We start from the raw sequence: 19,949 nt of genomic DNA on the forward strand, positions 1-19,949 counted from the left end.
AGACCACAGCTACACCCTTGTTTCCATGCACCTTGCAACCATGTCAGATGCGTCTGAATCGTACGGCATCATTGAGGACGCGGCGATCGTTATAGAGGGTGACAGAATCGCCTGGTGCGGCGCACGAGCGAGCCTGCCAACCGAATTCGCCAACCTTGAAACACATGACTTAAGTGGTCGCCTCGTGACCCCTGCGCTGATTGACTGCCATACTCATATCGTCTTTGGCGGCGACCGCGCCCGCGAGTTTGAAATGCGCCTTGAAGGTGCCAGCTACAAAGAAGTTGCCCAGTCGGGCGGTGGTATCATCTCGACAGTCAAAGCCACCCGCGATGCTTCGGTCGAGGCACTGGTCCAACTAACCTTGCCCCGCCTTGATGCACTTCTGGCCGAAGGCACCAGCACGGTCGAAGTCAAATCGGGCTATGGGCTAACTCTGGAGGCTGAGCTGACAATGTTGCGCGCCGCGCGCGCTCTTGAGGGCCTGCGCCCTGTTCGGATCAAAACAACTTTTCTTGGTGCCCATGCAACGCCCCCCGAATACAAAGGTCGGGATGACGCATACATCGACGACGTGTGTATTCCCGCGCTGCGTGCTGCCCATGCCGAGGCTTTGGTGGATGCGGTCGATGGGTTTTGTGAAAGCATCGCCTTTTCCCCCGAGCAGATCGAGCGAGTGTTTAAAGTGGCCGGCGAACTGGGCCTGCCCGTGAAGCTCCATGCTGAACAGCTTAGCAATCTGGGCGGCACGCAGTTGGCGGCCCGCTATCGTGCCTTGTCGGTCGATCACGTTGAATACGCCAACGATGACGACGCACGCGCCATGGCAGACGGCGGGTCAGTCGCGGTGATACTGCCCGGTGCCTTCTATACCATACGCGAGACGCAAGCACCGCCCATCGCGTCCTTCCGCCAACACGGCGTACCAATGGCGCTGGCAACCGATTGCAATCCCGGCTCCTCACCGCTTACGTCACTATTGCTGGCCATGAACATGGGCTGCACCCTGTTTTCCATGACCCCCGTCGAAGCGCTGACCGGTGTCACCCGAAATGCCGCAAAGGCGCTTGGCCTAACAAATTGCGGCCAGGTCCGTGCCGGGTTTCGCGCAGACCTGGCGATCTGGGATGTCGCGCACCCCGCGGAGCTTGCCTACCGCATCGGCTTCAACCCACTTCACACCCGCATCTTTGGAGGCACACTTTGAGCACCATTACTCTCATCCCCGGTCAGGTCACGCTGGCCGACCTTGAACGTATTTACCGCGAACAGGCCAGCGTGAAGCTAGACCGGGCCTGCCGTACCAATGTTCAGCGTGCCGCAGACAGGATAGAGCGCGCTGCAACCGGCAACACCGCCGTCTATGGCGTAAATACCGGCTTTGGAAAATTGGCCAGCGTCAAGATCGCGCCGGGTGACACCGCCACCTTACAGCGCAACCTAATTCTATCACATTCGGCCGGCATGGGCGCACCAATCGCCCGCCAACACGCGCGGCTGATGATGGCGCTGAAACTTCTGTCGTTCGGGCGCGGTGCATCAGGTGTGCGTTGGGAATTGGTCGAATTGATCGAAGCAATGCTGGAGCGAGGCGTCACGCCCGTGATTCCACAGCAGGGGTCTGTTGGCGCATCGGGCGATCTGGCACCGTTGGCGCATATGACAGCCGTGATCATGGGCGAAGGAGAAGCCGAATATGACGGTGAGGTAATGCAAGGCGGCGAGGCCCTGCGCGCCGCCAGGCTGGAGCCAATCATACTTGGCCCCAAGGAAGGCATCGCCTTCATCAATGGCACGCAGTTTTCCACTGCATTCGCGCTGGCGGGTCTTTTTGATGCCTGGCGCGCCGCGCAGTCGGCGCTGGTAATTTCTGCGATAACCACGGATGCAATCATGGGGTCGACTGCCCCCTTGCAGCCGGAAATCCATAGCTTACGCGGTCATCACGGCCAGATCGAAGCCGCCGCAACTCTGCGTGCCCTTTTGGACGGATCAGAAATTCGCGAAAGCCATGTTACTGATGATGCCCGCGTTCAGGACCCATATTGCATCCGGTGCCAGCCCCAAGTGACTGGCGCGGCCCTTGGTGTTTTGCGGCAAGCCGCAGCGACGCTTGAGATCGAAGCAAATGCCGCGACTGATAACCCGCTGGTGCTGCTCGAGGCGGATGTCATCGTATCAGGCGGCAATTTCCACGCCGAACCTGTTGGCTTTGCTGCTGACATGATCGCCCTAGCGGTGGCCGAGATCGGTGCTATAGCGCAGCGCCGTGTCGCATTGATCGTCGATCCGGTTCTGTCGTTCAACTTGCCCGCCTTCCTGACGCCGAAGCCCGGTTTGAATTCTGGCCTCATGATCGCAGAGGTGACTTCAGCGGCGCTGATGAGCGAAAATAAACATCTTGCCAACCCCTGTGTGACCGACAGCACTCCTACCTCGGCCAATCAGGAGGACCACGTTTCCATGGCTGCCCATGGCGCGCGGCGTCTTGGACAGATGGTTGAAAACCTGAACAAGATCCTCGGGATCGAGCTGGTCTGCTCAGCGCAAGGCGTCGAGTTCCGCGCCCCCATGACCACCTCGGCGCCGTTGGCCCGCGTGCTGTCCCGTCTGCGACAGGATGTTGAAACCCTAGGCGATGATCGGTTTATCGCGCCGGACCTAGAACGCGCCACTGATCTTGTGCGCGCAGGCGTGATCACGGAAACTGCCAAGGTTGCCCTGCCGGAGCTTGCGCAATGACGCCTTTTACGGTTTCAGAAGGGGACAGCCCCGTCATTCTGGGCCAGCCCCACGGTGGAACCTTTGTGCCCAGCGACATCATGGGGCGGCTGAGCGCTCACGGCCGTAGCCTAGGCGATACCGACTGGCACATTAACCGCCTATATGATGGGCTATTGCCCGGCGCGACAGTGGTGCAGGCCAATTTCCACCGCTATGTGATTGACGCTAACCGTGACCCGACGGGCGTCTCGCTCTATCCCGGTCAGAACACCACGACATTGTGTCCCAAGACCGATTTTGACAGCGCACCGATCTGGGCATACGGGCAAGCCCCTGACGCGGACGAGGTAGAGACACGGCGGCTGGCGTGGCACGCCCCCTATCATACAGCGCTGATTGAACAGCTGGAAAGAGTCCGTGCGAGACATGGGGTGGCGATCCTTTATGACTGCCATTCTATCCGTTCTGACATACCATTCCTGTTCGACGGCACACTTCCTGCCATCAGCATCGGCACAAACGAAAGCGCAACCTGCGCCGCGGCTGTGGAATACGAAACCATGGCCGTCGTTCGCACTGCCAACGAGTACGATCACGTCCTGAACGGACGCTTCAAAGGTGGCTGGACAACACGCCACTACGGCCAACCCGACAAGAACTTCCACGCCATCCAGGTGGAACTGGCGCAACGCACCTATATGGACGAGGCTGCGTCATGGGCCTATCGCCCCGACCGAGCCGACAGGTTGCGTCCCCATCTTAGAAACATTCTTGAACGCATTTCTCAGCTCGCGCTGTCAGGCGCGCTGACAGACTAGAAAGGACTAACAATGCCTGATCGTAACAATAGCCGTGACGTTTTCCCTCCAACCGGGTCCGAAATTACCGCCAAAAGCTGGCTAACCGAAGCCCCTATGCGGATGTTGATGAACAACCTACACCCTGATGTCGCTGAGAAGCCGCATGAACTTGTTGTCTATGGTGGCATTGGTCGTGCGGCACGGACATGGAAAGATTTCGACCAGATCGTTGCCAGCCTAAAAGAACTGGAGAACGATCAGACCCTACTCGTGCAGTCTGGTAAACCTGTGGGCGTGTTCCGCACCCACAAAGACGCGCCACGCGTGTTGATCGCCAATTCCAACTTGGTGCCACATTGGGCCAATTGGGACCATTTCAATGAGCTGGATAAGAAAGGTCTGGCCATGTACGGCCAGATGACCGCCGGATCGTGGATCTATATCGGCTCGCAAGGCATCGTACAGGGCACCTATGAAACCTTTGTAGAAGCTGGTCGCCAACACTATGGCGGAGATCTAACCGGCAAGTGGATTCTGACCGCTGGCCTTGGCGGAATGGGTGGTGCACAACCATTGGCGGCTGTGATGGCCGGGGCCTGCTGCCTAGCGGTCGAATGCGATGAGAGCCACGCCGATTTCCGCTTGCGCACCCGTTATGTTGACGAAAAGACCCACGATCTTGACGAGGCGCTGGCGATAATCAACCGATGGACCAAGGCGGGCGAGGCCAAATCTGTCGCACTGATCGGCAATGCTGCCGATGTCTTCCCCGAACTTGTCCATCGCGGCGTGCGCCCCGATATCGTCACCGACCAAACCAGTGCACATGACCCAATCCACGGCTACCTGCCCCAAGGCTGGAGCGTCGCCGAATGGCAGGCGAAACAGGAAACCGACCCCAAGGGCGTCGAAAAGGCCGCACGCGCCAGCATGAAAGTTCACGTTAGCGCCATGGTCGACTTCCACAAGGCTGGCGTGCCGACACTGGATTATGGCAACAACATCCGCCAAGTGGCACTTGAGGAGGGGCTGGAAAACGCCTTTGCCTTCCCGGGCTTTGTCCCTGCATATATCCGCCCGCTGTTCTGTCGAGGTATCGGCCCGTTCCGTTGGGTGGCTTTGTCGGGTGATCCCGAAGACATCTACAAGACCGACCAAAAGGTCAAAGAACTGATCAACGATCCACATCTACATAATTGGCTCGATATGGCGCGCGAGCGCATCGCGTTTCAGGGCCTGCCCGCACGGATCTGTTGGGTCGGTCTGGGTGTGCGCCACAAGCTGGGCCTCGCCTTTAACGAAATGGTCCGAACCGGCGAATTGAGCGCGCCTGTGGTCATCGGCCGTGACCATTTGGACAGCGGCTCTGTCGCCTCGCCGAACCGCGAAACCGAAGCAATGAAGGATGGTTCGGATGCCGTCTCGGACTGGCCACTGCTGAATGCGTTGCTGAACACTGCAAGCGGTGCAACATGGGTGTCTGTGCATCATGGCGGCGGCGTTGGCATGGGTTTTTCCCAGCATTCGGGCATGGTGATCTGCTGTGACGGCACCGAGGACGCCGACCGTCGCATCGCTAATGTGCTATGGAATGATCCGGCAACAGGTGTCATGCGCCACGCGGATGCGGGCTATGATATCGCACTGGATTGTGCGCATGAAAACGGGTTGGATCTGCCCGGTATACTGAAAACGTGAGGCAGTAGATGCTGCTGCGGGCCGCAGATTATCCTGTCATGCCGTGGAAGAACGGCGGCGGCCAGACGCGGGAAATCCTCGTCTCGCCCCCCAGCGCGGGAATGCAGGATTTCGACTGGCGCATCAGCATGGCAACCGTAGAGCAAGATGGCCCGTTCTCTTGCTTCGAAGGGGTCGAGCGCACCTTGTTCGTTCTAGACGGTGCTGGGATGACCCTTGGGTTTGACGACGACAGGCAGGTGCATCTTGGCCTCGGCGACGTGTTACCGTATTTTGCCGCCGATACGCCAGTCGAGGCCCGCCTGACAGACGGACCGATTACTGATCTGAACATCATGACCCGACGCGGCAAGGTTACGCATCAGGCGCATACGGTTACGTTTGATGGTCTCGCCCAGTTCCGCGCTGAAAAAGGGACAGTGGCGCTGTTTTTCCTAGAGCGCGGGGTCGAGCTGACACAAAATGGGGAAACAGTGGCACTTTGCGCGTGGGACTGTGTTGTCCTGACCCCGGATATACCGGAAACGACTCTGCGCGGACATGGGAAACTCATACAAATAGATTTCGCAGCAGCGGAATAGAAAGACGGGAAGGACAAACGAGATGAAAGCACCGTGATGTAGAAAAAGCGCAAATATCGACGACCTGGTGCTGAGCGACCAGCCCACGCCGCATGGTGACGTGGTGATCTGTGTTGCGGCTGCGGCAATCAATTTTCCGACATCTTGATGGTCCGTGTCGCACACCAAATCAAACCACCACGCCCCTTCGCCCTTGGACGGGAAGTCGCCGGAACCGTCATTTCGGCCTCGGTAGTATGGTACGTCGCGCCCCGTCGGCAGCCCACAAACTCACATGGGCCAGACCCTATGGTGTTGGCACCCGTTTGCACCTTACAGGCCACAAAGCCACAGCCAGTCCTGCCGATCTGGTTGCGACAAAAACGGTTATGTTTCTTGGTGGTAGTCAGGCAATACTGGCTCAATGGGCGCGCATTATGGCTTGGTTCTCATGAACTTTTTCGAGCCGGGCCGCTTTGGGTTGAGACAGACGAATTTACAACGCCCCGGTCAAAAGCTGGTGGAGGCACTAACAACGCTACGCGCCTACCAAGTCGAAGTATCAGTACTGGAGCAAAGGCGATCCGTGATCCAGCCCAAGCTGGGCCGCAATGAAACCCGCACTATTGAGGGCAACAGCATCCCCAAGCAGTGCTTTGGCCTCTCTAATTTTGAAGAGGCCGAACGTGTCTCTAAAGCGATGGGCGAGTAACATGCCGTGGCGACGGCGATTGGTGGCAGCAATGGCAATCCAAAACTGCAAACCAACCTCAGCCCGATCAGGCAACGCCAGATGTCTGCTGCGGAATTGATGGCGATGCCACGAGGCAAAGTTCTTTTACACTTCAAAACTATGGGAAAGCGGCCAAGTCACCCTACGTGGTATGGCGCTAGAACCGCCAAAATACCCTTACCATTCAAGGCGTTAGCGGCGTATTATATAAGAGGAGTAGATTGGTGCGCTGGGGAGGATTCGAACCCCCGACCCCTTGATTCGTAGTCAAGTACTCTATCCAACTGAGCTACCAGCGCACGGGCTGTTGGCGATGTAACCCCGCCCCACGGGCAATGCAAGCGCATTTTAGGAACTTTCGAAAAGAACACCGCTGCACAGCCGAACTTCGTCAAGTTCAGGTGTCACGCTGGCCTACTTTCAGCTCATCTCAGCCCTAAATGCATCGCGCCTCGCGGCAAATAAATCACCTAAAAGGTGCCCAAACAAATACCCCTTAGACCTTCGGTCACACCTACTTCAGCGCCAGATCAAACAGGGCATTTTCTTTGGGCAGGTGAAGCTGGAATTCGGTTCCCGTCTCATCCGATCGCACCAGTGTTAGGCTCCCGCCATGCCCACGCGCCAACTCAGCAGCGATAGCCAGGCCAAGCCCGCTGCCCCCTTTACGCACGCCCCCTTCAAAAGCCGTGAATAGGTTTTCGCGCGCCCTAAGTGGCAGGCCCGGCCCGGTATCTGACACGTTAATCACCCAACTGTCAGCAGCCTCCGCACCGCTAATTTTAATCTCACCGGGTTTGCCCGTTGCCTCCAATGCCTGACGCGCATTGCGCACTAAATTACCTAAAATCCGGTATAGTTGTTCGCCGTCACAACGCACCATCATCTGCGCAGGCACATCTTGGCTAAACGTAACCTCACCCACGACTGAAAGCTGCTCGTTTTGCAGCACGTCATCCACGATTTCCTCTACCGCAGTCATAGCAAGCTTTGGCGGGGCTTCATCAACACGCCCAAAGGCCAGCGTCGCCTCACACAAGTTAACCGCCCGACTAAGCGAGTTCACCAGTTTCGGCGCGGTACGTTGCACCGCCGCATCCTCGGACATCTCCATTCGGTCGGCCAGTAGCGTCGCTGTGGTCAATATATTGCGCAGATCATGGCTAATTTTGGCGACCGCCCCGCCGAGTTGCGCAAGGCGCTCTTTTTGTTTCAACGATCCCGTCAAACGTGTTTGCAACTCCGCCAATGTATCCTCTGCCCCGCGCAACTCCGTGATATTCGAGGTTGGGGTAATAACCCTACGCGCATCTTCTGGCGCCAGAGCATAGGCCTGCATCGAGTTTACCACCCGCGTAATCGGGCGCACCATGAAATAACGCACAGCGAAAAACAGCAACGCAGCAGAAAAAATGGAAATGACCGCCGACAGCGCCAGCACCCGTAACCCGTAATCAATCATCGCTTCACGCAAAGGCGCTTGCGGCATGACAACCTCAATCAATGTACCAGCCGCTTGAGTGGGTTCCCCAATGACGCGAACAACCCCATCAGGCGCATTGAACAGCTGCTTCATCGCCCCGATGATAAGGTACATTGGCGTCGGGTCACGAAGATCAACCATCGTGGTTACCGGCCCCGGCACCGGGGAAGACAACACCAGCTGGCTCGTCGCATCGCGACGAAGCACCACGTTATAAACGCCTGCATTATCCAGCAATTCCTGCGCCAGACCTGCCGGAATGCTCTGGTCCTGACTGGCCAGAACCGACAGGGACGCAATTTGCGACTTCTCAAGGCGCGCCAGAAGGTAATCTTCGCGAAACCGCGCGACCGACGGCACAAATATCAGCACCTCCGCGAGCATCACGAAGATGATCGTTAGCAACAAAAATCGACCTGAGAGCGAACTAATCAACCGATCATCTCCTGAGTATAGACGTTACGGCAGGTATTTCTGCACGAACCCGACAATCATTTTAACCTTATCGCTTTCAAACAACCTTGGCGAGAAATAGGCACCGGCCGCGCGCTTATTCACCTCACCCAGCGTCGGATAGGGCGCGACCATGGCCGCGATCTGGCTCATCTTCATGTTATTCGCGATGGCCAGCGCCCAGACGCCGATTAAATCGCCCGCGCTTGCACCCACAATCGACGCGCCCACAGGGCGTCCCTTGACCACCATCACCTTGATCAACCCGGTGGTCTTGCCCTCGGCAATCGCGCGGTCATTCTCGCTGAACGGGAAGCGGTACACTTCCGCGCGCGCACCATGTTGCTCGCGCGCTTGTGCCTCTGTCAGCCCCACCTGCGCCAGCTCCGGGTCGGTATATGTCGCCCATGGAATATGGCCCTGCTTGGCTTTTGACGGCAGCCCGAACAAGATCGAGCGGATCACAACACCCGCATGATATCCCGCCACATGGGTGAATTGCAGCTGACCCGCCACATCCCCAATCGCATAGACCTTCTTATTTGTGCTCCGCAGCGAGGCATCCACCGCGATACCGCGGCGCGAATACTCAATCCCCGCCGCCTCTAGGTCCAGATCAGCCACATTCGCCGCGCGCCCCACCGCCATCAGCAAATGTGTGCCCTTGAACACACGGCCATCTTTAGCCTTTACCGTAATGTCACCTGCCTTGCCCGAAATCTCCTCGGCCAACGCGTCTTCTTCAATCACCATACCCTCGTCGCGCATCCGCTCCAGCACCACGGCGGCCATCTCAGGGTCATCTTTGCCCATGGCCTTCATGCCCTCAATCACCGTCACCTTGGAGCCAAGCCGCAAATGCGCCTGCGCCATCTCGATGCCAATCGGACCGCCGCCAATCACCAGCAGATGTTTAGGCAACTTGCGCAAATCCCACAGGCTCTCATTGGTCAGGTAAGGCACCTTTTCCAGCCCCGGAATAGGCGGCACAAACGGTGACGATCCGGTCGCAATGACAATCCGACGCGCGGTAATCTCGGCCTCGCCAGCTTGCACGGTATTCGCCCCCGTGAAGCGCCCACGCTGGCGTATCACATGCACCCCGAGACCTTCAAAGCGTTCCTGACTATCAACAGGCTCAATCGTGGCGATCACCTTATTCACATGATCCTTCGCCGCAGCATAGTCGATCTTGGGCACCACATCGGCCACCCCAAACATCGCCCCATGACGCAGCGCATGGGCCTGCTTGCCTGCCGCAATCAGCGCCTTGGACGGTATGCAGCCATAATTCAGACAATCACCGCCCATTTTGTGGTCTTCCAACAGCACGACCTTGGCCCCCATCTGCGTAGCCCCCGCCGCCACCGACAGCCCGCCAGAACCAGCCCCGATAACCAGCAAATCCGTTTTGATCTTTTCCATGCTCAAATACCCTCGCGGCCGCGTAGGGCCTTAATCACAATCGGCAACAGCGCCAACGCGCATAACCCAAGAATCGGCAGCAAAATATGTGGCTCAAAGATAATGCCCAGATCAGGCGTCTCGCCACGGGCAAAAACCTCGCCCAGCCCCGCGCCCACTGATGTGTACACGACCGAGCCGGGGATGATCCCAAAGAAGGTCGAGATCACAAACCGGCGTAGCGGCACATCCACCATAGCAGGCACCAAATTGGCCACGAAGAACGGCACCGCGGGGACCAGCCGGATCAAAAACAAAACCGACCACTGGTTCTCGTCGATACCGTCCTTGATCATTTTGACCATGCCGTCGCTGTTCTCCATTCTAGCCGCCAGCTTGTCGCCAAACCCCATGCGCGCCGCCGAAAAAATCGCCGTGGCCCCGATAGTCGCGCCAATGATGTTATATAGAAAGCCCGGAAAGGTCGCGAAAAGGAAGCCGCCAGTTAGCGTCGCAATCGCCGCCCCCGGCAGTGAAAACCCAACGATCACGATATAGATGGCGATAAACCCCAACACTGCGACCAGATAATTGGCGTCGCGAAACGCAATCAATGCCTCACGGTTGTCACGCAGGGCGTCAAAGCCAAGATAGTCGCGCAGGGTAAACGCACCGATCAAGGCCACCACCACAATAAGGATGATAGGCAATTTTTGTCGAAACGCTGACTTTGAAGCGTTAGGTATAGTGTCCGCCATAAGGTTCGGGTGTCCTGAATGCTAAGGTGCCCCGTTATGAGCCGAAAACATTACCATTTGATACCGCCGCTCACGGGCGCTTGATCACAGGTGATGGAATCACCCCTCGGTTGACGCAATCCCCCCGCGTTCGTAACAAAGCGGAGGTGAATTGTTGCAAAAAACAGCCCCGTTTCCAGCCAATTGACCGTTGACGCAGCCGCCCTGCCTGTCTATGCAGCGGGTTCTGAACACATAAGGGTTCGAATCCGTGCAGGATTTGCCCCCGATCCGCAGGAGCCTCGCTCATGACTAAACGCACATTCCAACCGTCGAACCTAGTTCGCAAACACCGCCACGGTTTCCGTTCGCGCATGGCCACTAAAGCTGGCCGCAAAATTCTGAACGCGCGTCGCGCAAAAGGCCGGACGAAGCTGAGCGCGTAAGCGCCCGTCTTCACCCGTTGATCTTGATGCCGCCGGAGGCCCATGTGACAGGACAAGTTGTTCCCGTTACAGGTGCGCCACCGGCGGTTTTCGTTCGCCTAGAAGTCATCTCCAAGCGCGCCGATTTCCTGCGTGCCGCCCGTGCCAAACGCTCGGGCCAGCCGGGGTTTCTTTTGCAAGCCCGCCCGCGCGGCGACAATGCCCCGGCGCGCGTCGGCTTCACCTGTTCCAAGAAAATCGGCAACGCTGTGACTCGCAATCGCGCCAAGCGCCGCCTGCGCGAAGTAGCACGCCTTGTCTTAGGCCCCGATGCCCGCTCTGGATGGGATTACGTCCTTGTGGGTCGCCCCGCCGAGACCGTATCGCGCCCCTTCGACCAGCTCACCCGCGACCTGCAACGCGCCCTCAAAAAGGTGCACGCATGACCCCGCTCGCTTGGGTCTTGTCCCTGCCTGTGCATGCCTACCGCAAAACCTTCAGCTCTTGGGTCGGCCATAGTTGCCGCTATGACCCCACTTGCTCCGCCTACGCCCTTCAGGCTTTGCAAAAACACGGCGGCATCAAAGGCTCATGGCTTGCCGCCAAACGTGTCGCGCGATGCAATCCTTGGGGTGGCATGGGCGTGGATGACGTGCCTGATTAGGGCCTAAATCCCGCTTCCCACACCCAGCGCGCGGCCCTATACGGGGCCATATGTTAGCAAAATCCACAGATATTCACCCGTTATTCGAAGGCGCTCCGTCTACGACGGGGTTCAAAAAACTGCGCAAACGCATCATCCGCGACACCCGCCAAGCCATCGACGATTTTGGCATGATAGAGCGCGGTGCAAAATGGCTTGTCTGCCTATCCGGCGGCAAAGACAGCTACACCTTGCTTGCGGCCCTGATCGAGTTGCAATGGCGCGGCCTGTTGCCGGTTGAGATCCTCGCCTGCAACCTAGATCAAGGCCAGCCCAACTTTCCCGCGACGGTCTTGCCCGAATTCCTTGAAAAAATGGGCGTCCCCCACCGCATCGAGTATAAAGACACCTATTCCATCGTCAAAGATAAGGTGCCTGCCGGGCGTACTTATTGCGCCCTCTGCTCGCGCCTGCGTCGCGGAAACCTATACCGAATCGCCCGCGAGGAAGGCTGTACCGCCGTGGTCCTTGGGCACCATCGCGACGATATTTTGGAAACTTTCTTTCTTAACCTGTTCCACGGTGGCCGCCTGTCTGCCATGCCGCCAAAGCTGCTGAACGAGGATGGTGATGTCTTTGTTTACCGCCCGCTGGCCTATATTTCCGAGGCGGATTGCGAGAAATTCGCCCGGGATATGAACTACCCGATCATTCCCTGTGACCTCTGCGGCAGCCAAGACGGCTTGCAGCGCCAAAACATTAAACAAATGCTAGATATTTGGGAGAAAAAATCCCCTGGCCGCCGCCAAACTATGTTTCGCGCATTAACCAATACTAGCCCCTCCCACTTGCTGGACCCAAACCTGTTCGATTTCGCCGGGCTGACCCGTGACCCGATAAAATTAGAACAAAATCCACCAGATTTAACCGACAGCAATTAATAGGCTGAAAAGTATGCTTTCCTAGTTTCAAGCTGTTCGATTGCGAAAGGGCAAGACATGGGACGGCTGAAGGTGTGGGCGACACAGATTTTTAATTCGGGAACTTTGACCCGCTTTGGGCTTGCGAGCCTGCCACTTCTGTCAGGGGTTGCCTACGCGTTGGACAGTTGGAAACTGTTGGTTTTCACCAGCTTCCTAATCCCCGTGGTCCTTTTGGGCATTCGCCCGGTTCAAGCACGCCCCTACCGGCTCCAACTGCGCTCCGGCGGCAAGGCCGACATTGATGACGCATTGGAACAGGCACTCAGCCAGTCCAACGCACAACAGCGCTGCGCCGCAGTTATGCTAGAGCTCGACGAATACGATAAACTGCTGGAAGCTTGGGGGCCGGAAGGCGTCGAGGTCATTATGTCCGCCTTGACCGACCGCCTTTGCTCCACCCTGCGCAGTGGCGATATCGTCGTGCAATTGGGCAGCAACCGCTTCGCCATCGCCTTGCCATGCATCCGCATCCCGGAACTTGGGGCCGTTATTTCCCTGATCGAGCGCCTCCAGAAGGCCACCCATGACCCAATCTCGATTGATAACACCTCCGCCCATGTCACGATTAGCGCAGGTTTTTGCTTGGAAAGCCGTGCGCCAATGCAAAACGGGCAATCCATGCGCGGGGCTGCGTTGCTGGCCCTGATCGACGCCAAATCCCAAGGGGTTGAGAGCCTGCGCGGCTATTCACGCAATACGCCTGCGCATCCAGAAGAGCCAGACACACAGGCCCAAGAGGTCTTAAGCGCATTGCAAGACGGGCAGATCATCGCTTGGTTTCAGCCACAGATTTCAACCGATACGGGTTTGGTCACCGGCTTTGAGGCCTTGGCGCGCTGGGACCATCCAGAGCGTGGCATCATCACGCCCTACGAATTTCTACCCGCACTAGAAGCCGCCAATGGCATGGAATTGCTGAGCGAAACCATGCTCCAGCACGCGCTACGCGCCATGCGAGCTTGGGACGTAGCGGGCCATAAGGTTCCCTCAGTTGCCGTGAACTTCGCCACTCAAGACTTGCGAAATCCCAGCTTGGTAGAACGCATCAAGTGGGACGTTGACCGCTTCGAGATGGAGCCTTCGCGCCTGACCGTCGAAATCCTTGAAACCGTGGTGTCCGAATCCGATGACGACATCATAACCCGCAATATTCGCGCGTTGGGAACCCAAGGCTTCCGTATCGACCTCGACGATTTTGGCACGGGCCACGCATCGCTAGCCAATATTCGACGCTTCGCTGTGGACCGGATCAAAATTGACCGCTCCTTCATCATGCGCGCCGACGAAGATCCAGAGCAACAACGCATGGTCAACGCAATCATCAGCATGGCCGAGCAGCTCGGCATCGACACCGTTGCAGAAGGCATCGAGACCATCGGAGAGAAGAGCATTTTGTCGCAATTGGGGTGCACACATATGCAAGGCTACGCAATCGGCCGCCCCATGCCCTTCGACCAAACCCTGCCATGGCTCAAAGAGCACGCGACACATGTGGCAAAGACCCGTCAGTTCCCACGCCGCGCCGGGTAGGGCCACCCCCGCAATGCCATATTCACATCCTACATCATGCTAAGCAAAAGCCCCAATAACGCTTGACCTTTTGGCCCCCAGCCTGTTGAACCAGCCTGACTTAAAATGACAGGTGGCGACCCGGCAATGGACGATCAGAATAAGAACCTAATCCTCGCAACTGCGCTCAGCGTTTTGGTGATCCTTGGCTGGATGTACTTCTTTCCGCAGCCACAGGCGGTGGTGGACCCGAATGCCGCTCCAAACGCAGTGGCCCAAACAGACGGATCGGCAGTTTTGCCGCCTTCTGCCGGAGCAGCAGCCCCCGTGGCCGCCCCAGTCTCCGCAGTTGAGGCGCGCGCAACTGCGCTTGCAGGCAACACACGCCTAAAAATCGAAACCCCCAATCTAAGCGGCTCCATCTCCCTCACCGGTGGCCGCCTAGATGACCTGTCCTTGTCCAGCTACCGCGACACATTGGACGCGGATTCTAAAACCGTCACATTGCTGTCCCCCTATGGATCAGACAACGCCTATTACGCCTTGTACGGCTGGGCCCCGGCTGGCACGCTCACCTATGATCAAGTCCCCGGTGCCAACACCGTTTGGTCCCTCAGTGAAGGCAACACCCTCACCCCAACCGCCCCTGTCACGCTGACTTGGGATAACGGCGCGGGCCTGTTGTTCAGCCGCATTTTCGCGGTGGACCAAAACTTCATGTTCACCGTCACCCAGAAGGTCGAAAACACATCTGGGGCCGCACAACGCATGCAACCTTACGGCATCGTTGCGCGTCACGGCGAGCCTGACATCAAGCCATTTTTCATTGCCCACGAGGGTGTCGTTCGCATGGCCAACGGCGAGCGGACCCCGATCGACTATGACGACATGCCCGACTTCCCCGTCATAGCGCGCGAAAACGCCAACGCCGAGGTCACCGAGGTGACCGAAGGCGGCTGGATCGGCTTCGCAGACAAATACTGGATGACCACTTTGATCCCACAAACCGCCACGCCATTCACCTCCGTGGTGAAATACGTGGCCAGTGCGGACATCTATCAAATCGAATCTCGCCTCGCCCCTGTTGATCTGGCCATCGGTGCCACGGAAGAGGTCACGACCCACCTCTATGCTGGTGCCAAGGAATGGGACACCATCCGCGACTACCAAGAAAACGGCGTGGACCGGCTTCTCGACAGCATCGATTGGGGTTGGTTCTTTTTCCTGACCAAGCCAATCTTCACCATGCTGCACTGGCTGAATACTATTATCGGCAACATGGGTTGGTCGATCCTTGTGCTGACCCTGTGCATCAAGGCCCTGCTCTTCCCGCTGGCGTACAAGTCCTACGTCTCCATGGCGAAGATGAAAGAGCTTCAGCCCCGCATGGAAATCATCAAGGAAAAAGCAGGCGACGATCGCCAAGGCCTTCAGAAAGAAATGATGGAGCTTTACAAGAAAGAAAAGGTTAACCCCGCCGCGGGCTGCCTGCCGATCTTGTTGCAAATCCCGATCTTTTTCTCGCTCTACAAGGTTATCTTTAACACCATTGAGCTCCGTCATGCCCCTTGGCTAGGTTGGATCCGCGATCTGTCCGCACCCGATCCGTCGTCAATCCTGAACCTGTTCGGCGCACTTCCCTATGCAACGCCCGAACCCGGCTCCATCTTCTACATTTTGTCGCTCGGCGTGTTGCCAATTATCCTTGGCCTGTCCATGTGGCTGCAACAAAAACTAAACCCAGCACCCAGCGATCCCACGCAACAAATGATCTTCGCGTGGATGCCATGGGTCTTTATGTTTATGCTCGGCAGCTTTGCCTCGGGCTTGGTGCTCTACTGGATCGCCAACAACATCATCACCTTCACTCAGCAATACGCCATCATGCGCAGCCAAGGATATAAACCCGACATCTTCGGCAACATTAAATCTGGCTTCAAAAAAGGCGCCAAAGCTGAAAGTGACAAAAAGTGACCGTAACTCTCGCCCATATCTGGCGGCACCCCGTCAAAGCTCATGGGCGGGAGCCGCTGACGCAAGTTACCTTGCAGGTAGGCAGGACTATGCCTTGGGATCGCACATGGGCCGTCGCACATGAGGGCGCGCGCCTGACAGGTGACGAATGGGCCCCATGCGCCAACTTTTCACGTGGTGCAAAAGCTCCGCTGCTCATGGCGATCACCAGTAAACTTGACGAGGCAAGTGAGGCATTAACCCTGTCTCACCCCGCCTGCGAGACCATAACCCTGCACCCCGAACGTGACGCCCAGAAATTTCTAGACTGGGTTCGCCCCCTCATGCCCGAGGATCGCGCCCAATCTGCGCGCATTGTCCGCATTACAGATCGTGGCTTTACCGATACGCCTTTTGCCTCTATTTCCATCGCCAATCTGGCGAGCTTGAAGGCTGTCGAAGACCAGCTCGGTCAGCCACTGTCGCCGGACCGGTGGCGCGCCAACCTCTGGCTCGATGGCCTAGACGCTTGGGACGAATTCACTTGGATCGGGAAAACTTTGCGCATTGGCGAGGTCGAATTTTCCATTGAAGAACGCATCACACGTTGCCTAGCGACTACCGCAAACCCACAAACAGGGGAGCGTGATGCCGACACGCTCGGCGCGCTCAATCATTGGGGCCATAAGGACTTCGGCGTCTACGGCGTCGTCAAAACCCCCGGTACAATACGTGCCGGCGACACAGCGGAAATCCTATGACCAGCTTTACGTTTACCATCGCAGAAGACCCCACTCCCGAGGAGGCCGAGAAAGGCCGCGTGCTTTTCGCAGGCGAGACTGACTTCCTCAAGGGCGTGGTTGCCATGGACGGCATGCCCGATGCGGACCGTATCGAAGTTTGCTTTGCAGGCCGCTCTAATGTCGGGAAATCTAGCCTGATCAACGCCATAACTGGCCGCAAGTCTTTGGCTCGAACCTCGAACACACCGGGTCGGACCCAAGAGATTAACTTCTTCACTCTCGCTGATAGCCGTTACCTCGTTGACTTGCCGGGCTACGGCTTTGCCGAGGCCCCCAAGGCCATCGTCCAAAAGTGGCAACGCCTGCTCAAGGCCTATTTGTCTGGCAGGCAAACCCTGCGCCGCACTTTTGTGCTCATCGACTCGCGCCATGGCGTCAAATCGGTGGATGAGGAAATCCTGTCACTCCTCAACAAGTCTGCCGTCACATTTCAGGTCGTCCTCACCAAGGTTGATAAGCTGAAAAAGGGCGAGCTGGAAAAAGTCATAGAGCAGGTCAGCGCCGCGTTGCAAAAGCACCCTGCCGCCTTCCCCGAAATCGTCTTAACCTCGTCCGAGAAAGGCCTCGGCATCCCGACCCTGCGCCATATCATCGGCACCTTGGTCTAACCCGGAAACCCTTTCAACTCATCTGGCCCGAATATGAAAAAGCAGACCGCCATGAACAGCAACTGGATCGAAACCGCTCAAACCTTATCCGCAGCCCTGCCCTATTTGCAGCGCTACGACGGTGCGGTTGTGGTGATCAAGCTGGGCGGTCATGCCATGGGCAGCGACGAGGCCATGGACCTGTTTGCCCGCGACGTTGTGTTAATGCGGCAAGTGGGCATTAACCCTGTTATCGTCCACGGCGGTGGCCCGATGATCAACGGTATGCTGGCGCGCCTCGGGGTGGAAACTGAGTTTGTAGACGGCAAACGCGTGACCGATGCGGCCACCGTTGAGATCGTCGAAATGGTGCTGTCCGGCTCGGTGAACAAGCGCATCGTGCAAGCAATCAATCGCCAAGGCGGGCGCGGCGTAGGCCTCTCTGGCAAGGATGCCGCCATGATCCGCTGCGAAGTTGCCGACCCGAAGCTGGGTTTCGTCGGCAATCCGGTCGAGGTCACCCCAGACGTGCTGACACAGCTGTTTGACGCACAAATAATTCCCGTGATCGCCCCCTTGGGCTTCGGCGACGCGGGCGAGACATTCAACATCAACGGCGACACTGCTGCTGGTGCAATCGCGGCGGCCCTCAAGGCGGATCGCTTGCTTCTTTTGACCGATGTGGCAGGCGTCAAGGATGCCTCGGGCGAAGTCGTCACTGAGCTTACTGCCTCGCGCATCCGCCAGTTAACCACCGATGGCATCATCGCGGGCGGCATGATTCCCAAGACCGAGACCGCCCTCACAGCACTTGAAGGCGGCGTGCGCGCCGTGGTCATTCTCGATGGCCGCGCGCCCAATGCCTGCCTGCTAGAGCTGTTCACGCCACATGGCGCAGGCTCCCTAATCCGCCAAGACGGCTGACTTCACGAACTTGTGCCCCACCTGCGGCACCGCGCCCCTTGCCAGCACCTGCTAGCTCCGTAATTTAGCACCTATGGAAAATGAAGCTCTTGTCCGCCTCGTGGTCTTTATCGGCCTGTTTACCCTCTTTGCCACGATAGAGGCGCTGGCCCCGCGCCGCGTGCGAAGTCAAACTCGCAAGGCTCGCTGGACCACCAATTGGGCCATCATCATCATCGACTCTTTGACCCTCCGCGCGCTGGCAATTTTCCTGCCTCTACTCGCTGTCGGCGCCGCTTACGACGCCAACGCCAACGGTTGGGGCCTGTTTAACGCGATCAACCTGCCAGCATGGCTAGAGATCACCCTCGCTATCTTGATCCTTGATTTTGCCATCTGGGCGCAGCATTTAATCACCCATAAAATCCCCATTTTATGGCGCATACATCAAGTTCACCACGCAGATGTAGACATCGACGTGACCACGGCCATCCGCTTCCATCCCATTGAAATCGCGCTCTCCATGGTACTGAAAATCACGCTGGTCTACCTGTTGGGGCCAGCGGGCCTTGCCGTGATCTTGTTCGAAATCATCCTTAACGGCACTGCCATGTTCAACCACGCCAACATCAAATTGCCGCTCAAGTTAGATGCCATCATGCGCACGGTTCTCGTCACTCCTGACATGCACCGGGTCCACCACTCGGTGCATCGCTCCGAGCATGACAGCAACTACGGCTTCTCTCTGTCCATTTGGGACCACATGTTCCGCACCTATATCGCCCAGCCTGCCGAGGGCCATGACAACATGAAAATAGGCACGCGCTGGCAAGATGACCGCCCCTCGAAACTGGGGTGGAACCTGCTCCTGCCGTTTCGCAACAAGTGAACCTAAGCGCGATCCAAACCGCGGCCCACGCGGCGCAGTTGGACATTTTAGGTGCGTTCCACCCGTCACCTGATGATCTTCCCCCAAGGGGATGCAAAACTCTGGTGCTCCTTGGCCCTCGCGAACCGGATTTTTGGGCCACCTTCACCCGCAGCCCCGAGTGGCAAGACGGCGCGGCAGACCCGATGGACCGCTGGTCAACCCGCGTAATTAGCGCACTGGCACAAGACACCAACGCCCAGCCGTTATTCCCCTTCGGCGGCGCGCCATTCCAGCCATTCTTCCGCTGGGCGCTGGCATCGGGTCACGCATGGCAAAGCCCGGTTTCCTTGCTGGTTCACGCACAAGCCGGGCTGATGGTTTCCTACCGCGGCGCGCTGGCCTTCTCGCAACACCTAGACCTTCCCACCCCACCAGCGGCCGCGCCTTGCGCCACCTGTACTGCTCAGCCGTGCCGCACCGCCTGCCCATCTGGCGCATTAACGGGCGCAGGTTACGACCTGCCAAAATGCCACGAATATCTCGATACACCCGACGGCGACGCGCATCTAACACGCGGCTGCAATGTCCGGCGCGCTTGCCCGACGTCACAAAGCTATGGCAGGGTAGAGGAACAGTCGGCGTATCACATGTCGATCTTCCACACATAAGGGGGCCTCTGC

At 57.7% G+C, this 19,949-nt stretch carries 20 protein-coding genes and 1 tRNA gene; 17 read left to right on the plus strand and 4 right to left on the minus strand.

Annotation, left to right across the window (positions count from 1 at the left end; translation table 11 throughout):
• The first annotated feature begins 25 nt into the window (after nt 1–25).
• The 6 genes from hutI to AC3Y7R_RS01025 all read left to right on the plus strand — a co-directional run bounded on the left by hutI (nt 26) and on the right by AC3Y7R_RS01025 (nt 6,494).
• Nucleotides 26–1,207, plus strand: a complete 1,182-nt coding sequence (gene hutI, locus AC3Y7R_RS01000) for an imidazolonepropionase (protein WP_490040204.1) — start codon at nt 26–28, stop codon at nt 1,205–1,207.
• Nucleotides 1,204–2,742, plus strand: coding sequence for a histidine ammonia-lyase (gene hutH, locus AC3Y7R_RS01005; RefSeq protein ID WP_490040141.1), 1,539 nt, complete (start codon nt 1,204–1,206; stop codon nt 2,740–2,742). The genes hutI and hutH overlap by 4 nt, the downstream gene beginning before the upstream one ends.
• A complete protein-coding gene (gene hutG / locus AC3Y7R_RS01010; protein ID WP_490040142.1) occupies nt 2,739–3,542 on the plus strand; it encodes an N-formylglutamate deformylase in 804 nt (267 codons plus the stop codon). The genes hutH and hutG overlap by 4 nt, the downstream gene beginning before the upstream one ends.
• Before the next feature lie 12 nt (nt 3,543–3,554).
• Nucleotides 3,555–5,222, plus strand: a complete 1,668-nt coding sequence (gene hutU, locus AC3Y7R_RS01015) for a urocanate hydratase (protein WP_490040143.1) — start codon at nt 3,555–3,557, stop codon at nt 5,220–5,222.
• Between the two features lie 8 nt (nt 5,223–5,230).
• The gene (locus tag AC3Y7R_RS01020) at nt 5,231–5,803 is read left to right on the plus strand and encodes a HutD/Ves family protein (RefSeq protein ID WP_490040144.1); all 573 of its coding nucleotides are present in this window, start codon (nt 5,231–5,233) and stop codon (nt 5,801–5,803) included.
• 430 nt (nt 5,804–6,233) lie between these two features.
• Nucleotides 6,234–6,494 carry a TraM recognition domain-containing protein gene (locus tag AC3Y7R_RS01025; protein WP_490040145.1) on the plus strand — a complete coding sequence of 87 codons (261 nt, stop codon included), beginning with the start codon at nt 6,234–6,236 and terminating at the stop codon, nt 6,492–6,494.
• A gap of 243 nt (nt 6,495–6,737) precedes the next feature.
• Here the strand turns inward: AC3Y7R_RS01025 and AC3Y7R_RS01030 are convergent.
• From AC3Y7R_RS01030 to AC3Y7R_RS01045, 4 genes are all read right to left on the minus strand, one after another.
• Nucleotides 6,738–6,814: transfer RNA gene (locus AC3Y7R_RS01030), tRNA-Arg, on the minus strand.
• A 215-nt stretch (nt 6,815–7,029) separates the two neighbouring features.
• Nucleotides 7,030–8,433, minus strand: coding sequence for a sensor histidine kinase (locus AC3Y7R_RS01035; RefSeq protein WP_490040146.1), 1,404 nt, complete (start codon nt 8,431–8,433; stop codon nt 7,030–7,032).
• Between the two features lie 24 nt (nt 8,434–8,457).
• Nucleotides 8,458–9,876: a dihydrolipoyl dehydrogenase family protein gene (locus AC3Y7R_RS01040; RefSeq protein ID WP_490040147.1), complete on the minus strand. Its 1,419-nt coding sequence runs from the start codon at nt 9,874–9,876 to the stop codon at nt 8,458–8,460.
• A gap of 2 nt (nt 9,877–9,878) precedes the next feature.
• Nucleotides 9,879–10,613 carry a TVP38/TMEM64 family protein gene (locus tag AC3Y7R_RS01045; protein ID WP_490040148.1) on the minus strand — a complete coding sequence of 245 codons (735 nt, stop codon included), beginning with the start codon at nt 10,611–10,613 and terminating at the stop codon, nt 9,879–9,881.
• A 287-nt stretch (nt 10,614–10,900) separates the two neighbouring features.
• Between AC3Y7R_RS01045 and rpmH the strand changes: the two genes are divergently transcribed.
• From rpmH to AC3Y7R_RS01100, 11 genes are all read left to right on the plus strand, one after another.
• Entirely contained in the window at nt 10,901–11,038 is a 138-nt protein-coding gene (gene rpmH / locus AC3Y7R_RS01050; protein ID WP_490040149.1) for a 50S ribosomal protein L34, read from the plus strand.
• 23 nt (nt 11,039–11,061) lie between these two features.
• Nucleotides 11,062–11,463, plus strand: coding sequence for a ribonuclease P protein component (gene rnpA / locus AC3Y7R_RS01055; RefSeq protein WP_490040150.1), 402 nt, complete (start codon nt 11,062–11,064; stop codon nt 11,461–11,463).
• Nucleotides 11,460–11,681: a membrane protein insertion efficiency factor YidD gene (gene yidD / locus AC3Y7R_RS01060; protein WP_490040151.1), complete on the plus strand. Its 222-nt coding sequence runs from the start codon at nt 11,460–11,462 to the stop codon at nt 11,679–11,681. Before rnpA ends, yidD begins: the two co-directional genes overlap by 4 nt.
• 50 nt (nt 11,682–11,731) lie before the next feature.
• Nucleotides 11,732–12,601 carry a tRNA 2-thiocytidine(32) synthetase TtcA gene (gene ttcA / locus AC3Y7R_RS01065; protein ID WP_490040152.1) on the plus strand — a complete coding sequence of 290 codons (870 nt, stop codon included), beginning with the start codon at nt 11,732–11,734 and terminating at the stop codon, nt 12,599–12,601.
• 57 nt (nt 12,602–12,658) lie between these two features.
• Nucleotides 12,659–14,173, plus strand: coding sequence for a putative bifunctional diguanylate cyclase/phosphodiesterase (locus AC3Y7R_RS01070; RefSeq protein WP_490040153.1), 1,515 nt, complete (start codon nt 12,659–12,661; stop codon nt 14,171–14,173).
• 126 nt (nt 14,174–14,299) lie between these two features.
• Nucleotides 14,300–16,126 (plus strand): membrane protein insertase YidC, encoded by a 1,827-nt coding sequence (yidC, locus tag AC3Y7R_RS01075; protein ID WP_490040154.1) that lies wholly within the window; start codon nt 14,300–14,302, stop codon nt 16,124–16,126.
• Entirely contained in the window at nt 16,123–16,866 is a 744-nt protein-coding gene (locus tag AC3Y7R_RS01080; protein WP_490040155.1) for an MOSC domain-containing protein, read from the plus strand. The genes yidC and AC3Y7R_RS01080 overlap by 4 nt, the downstream gene beginning before the upstream one ends.
• Nucleotides 16,863–17,516 carry a ribosome biogenesis GTP-binding protein YihA/YsxC gene (yihA, locus tag AC3Y7R_RS01085; RefSeq protein ID WP_490040156.1) on the plus strand — a complete coding sequence of 218 codons (654 nt, stop codon included), beginning with the start codon at nt 16,863–16,865 and terminating at the stop codon, nt 17,514–17,516. Before AC3Y7R_RS01080 ends, yihA begins: the two co-directional genes overlap by 4 nt.
• A gap of 33 nt (nt 17,517–17,549) precedes the next feature.
• Nucleotides 17,550–18,419 carry an acetylglutamate kinase gene (gene argB, locus AC3Y7R_RS01090; protein WP_490040157.1) on the plus strand — a complete coding sequence of 290 codons (870 nt, stop codon included), beginning with the start codon at nt 17,550–17,552 and terminating at the stop codon, nt 18,417–18,419.
• A gap of 73 nt (nt 18,420–18,492) precedes the next feature.
• Nucleotides 18,493–19,287, plus strand: a complete 795-nt coding sequence (locus AC3Y7R_RS01095; RefSeq protein WP_490040158.1) for a sterol desaturase family protein — start codon at nt 18,493–18,495, stop codon at nt 19,285–19,287.
• Nucleotides 19,254–19,937, plus strand: a complete 684-nt coding sequence (locus AC3Y7R_RS01100; RefSeq protein ID WP_490040159.1) for a ferredoxin — start codon at nt 19,254–19,256, stop codon at nt 19,935–19,937. The genes AC3Y7R_RS01095 and AC3Y7R_RS01100 overlap by 34 nt, the downstream gene beginning before the upstream one ends.
• Nucleotides 19,938–19,949: the final 12 nt, after the last annotated feature.

This window comes from Litoreibacter sp. (assembly GCF_058136045.1).

What these genes read in the sequence shown, in the direction of transcription:
- hutI (WP_490040204.1), top strand. Translation starts at nt 26, where the DNA reads ATGCACCTTGCAACCATGTCAGATGCGTCTGAATCGTACGGCATCATT.
- hutG (WP_490040142.1), top strand. Translation starts at nt 2,739, where the DNA reads ATGACGCCTTTTACGGTTTCAGAAGGGGACAGCCCCGTCATTCTGGGC.
- hutU (WP_490040143.1), top strand. Translation starts at nt 3,555, where the DNA reads ATGCCTGATCGTAACAATAGCCGTGACGTTTTCCCTCCAACCGGGTCC.
- AC3Y7R_RS01020 (WP_490040144.1), top strand. Translation starts at nt 5,231, where the DNA reads ATGCTGCTGCGGGCCGCAGATTATCCTGTCATGCCGTGGAAGAACGGC.
- AC3Y7R_RS01025 (WP_490040145.1), top strand. Translation starts at nt 6,234, where the DNA reads ATGAACTTTTTCGAGCCGGGCCGCTTTGGGTTGAGACAGACGAATTTA.
- AC3Y7R_RS01040 (WP_490040147.1), bottom strand. Translation starts at nt 9,876, where the DNA reads ATGGAAAAGATCAAAACGGATTTGCTGGTTATCGGGGCTGGTTCTGGC.
- AC3Y7R_RS01045 (WP_490040148.1), bottom strand. Translation starts at nt 10,613, where the DNA reads ATGGCGGACACTATACCTAACGCTTCAAAGTCAGCGTTTCGACAAAAA.
- rpmH (WP_490040149.1), top strand. Translation starts at nt 10,901, where the DNA reads ATGACTAAACGCACATTCCAACCGTCGAACCTAGTTCGCAAACACCGC.
- yidD (WP_490040151.1), top strand. Translation starts at nt 11,460, where the DNA reads ATGACCCCGCTCGCTTGGGTCTTGTCCCTGCCTGTGCATGCCTACCGC.
- ttcA (WP_490040152.1), top strand. Translation starts at nt 11,732, where the DNA reads ATGTTAGCAAAATCCACAGATATTCACCCGTTATTCGAAGGCGCTCCG.
- AC3Y7R_RS01070 (WP_490040153.1), top strand. Translation starts at nt 12,659, where the DNA reads ATGGGACGGCTGAAGGTGTGGGCGACACAGATTTTTAATTCGGGAACT.
- yidC (WP_490040154.1), top strand. Translation starts at nt 14,300, where the DNA reads ATGGACGATCAGAATAAGAACCTAATCCTCGCAACTGCGCTCAGCGTT.
- yihA (WP_490040156.1), top strand. Translation starts at nt 16,863, where the DNA reads ATGACCAGCTTTACGTTTACCATCGCAGAAGACCCCACTCCCGAGGAG.
- argB (WP_490040157.1), top strand. Translation starts at nt 17,550, where the DNA reads ATGAAAAAGCAGACCGCCATGAACAGCAACTGGATCGAAACCGCTCAA.
- AC3Y7R_RS01095 (WP_490040158.1), top strand. Translation starts at nt 18,493, where the DNA reads ATGGAAAATGAAGCTCTTGTCCGCCTCGTGGTCTTTATCGGCCTGTTT.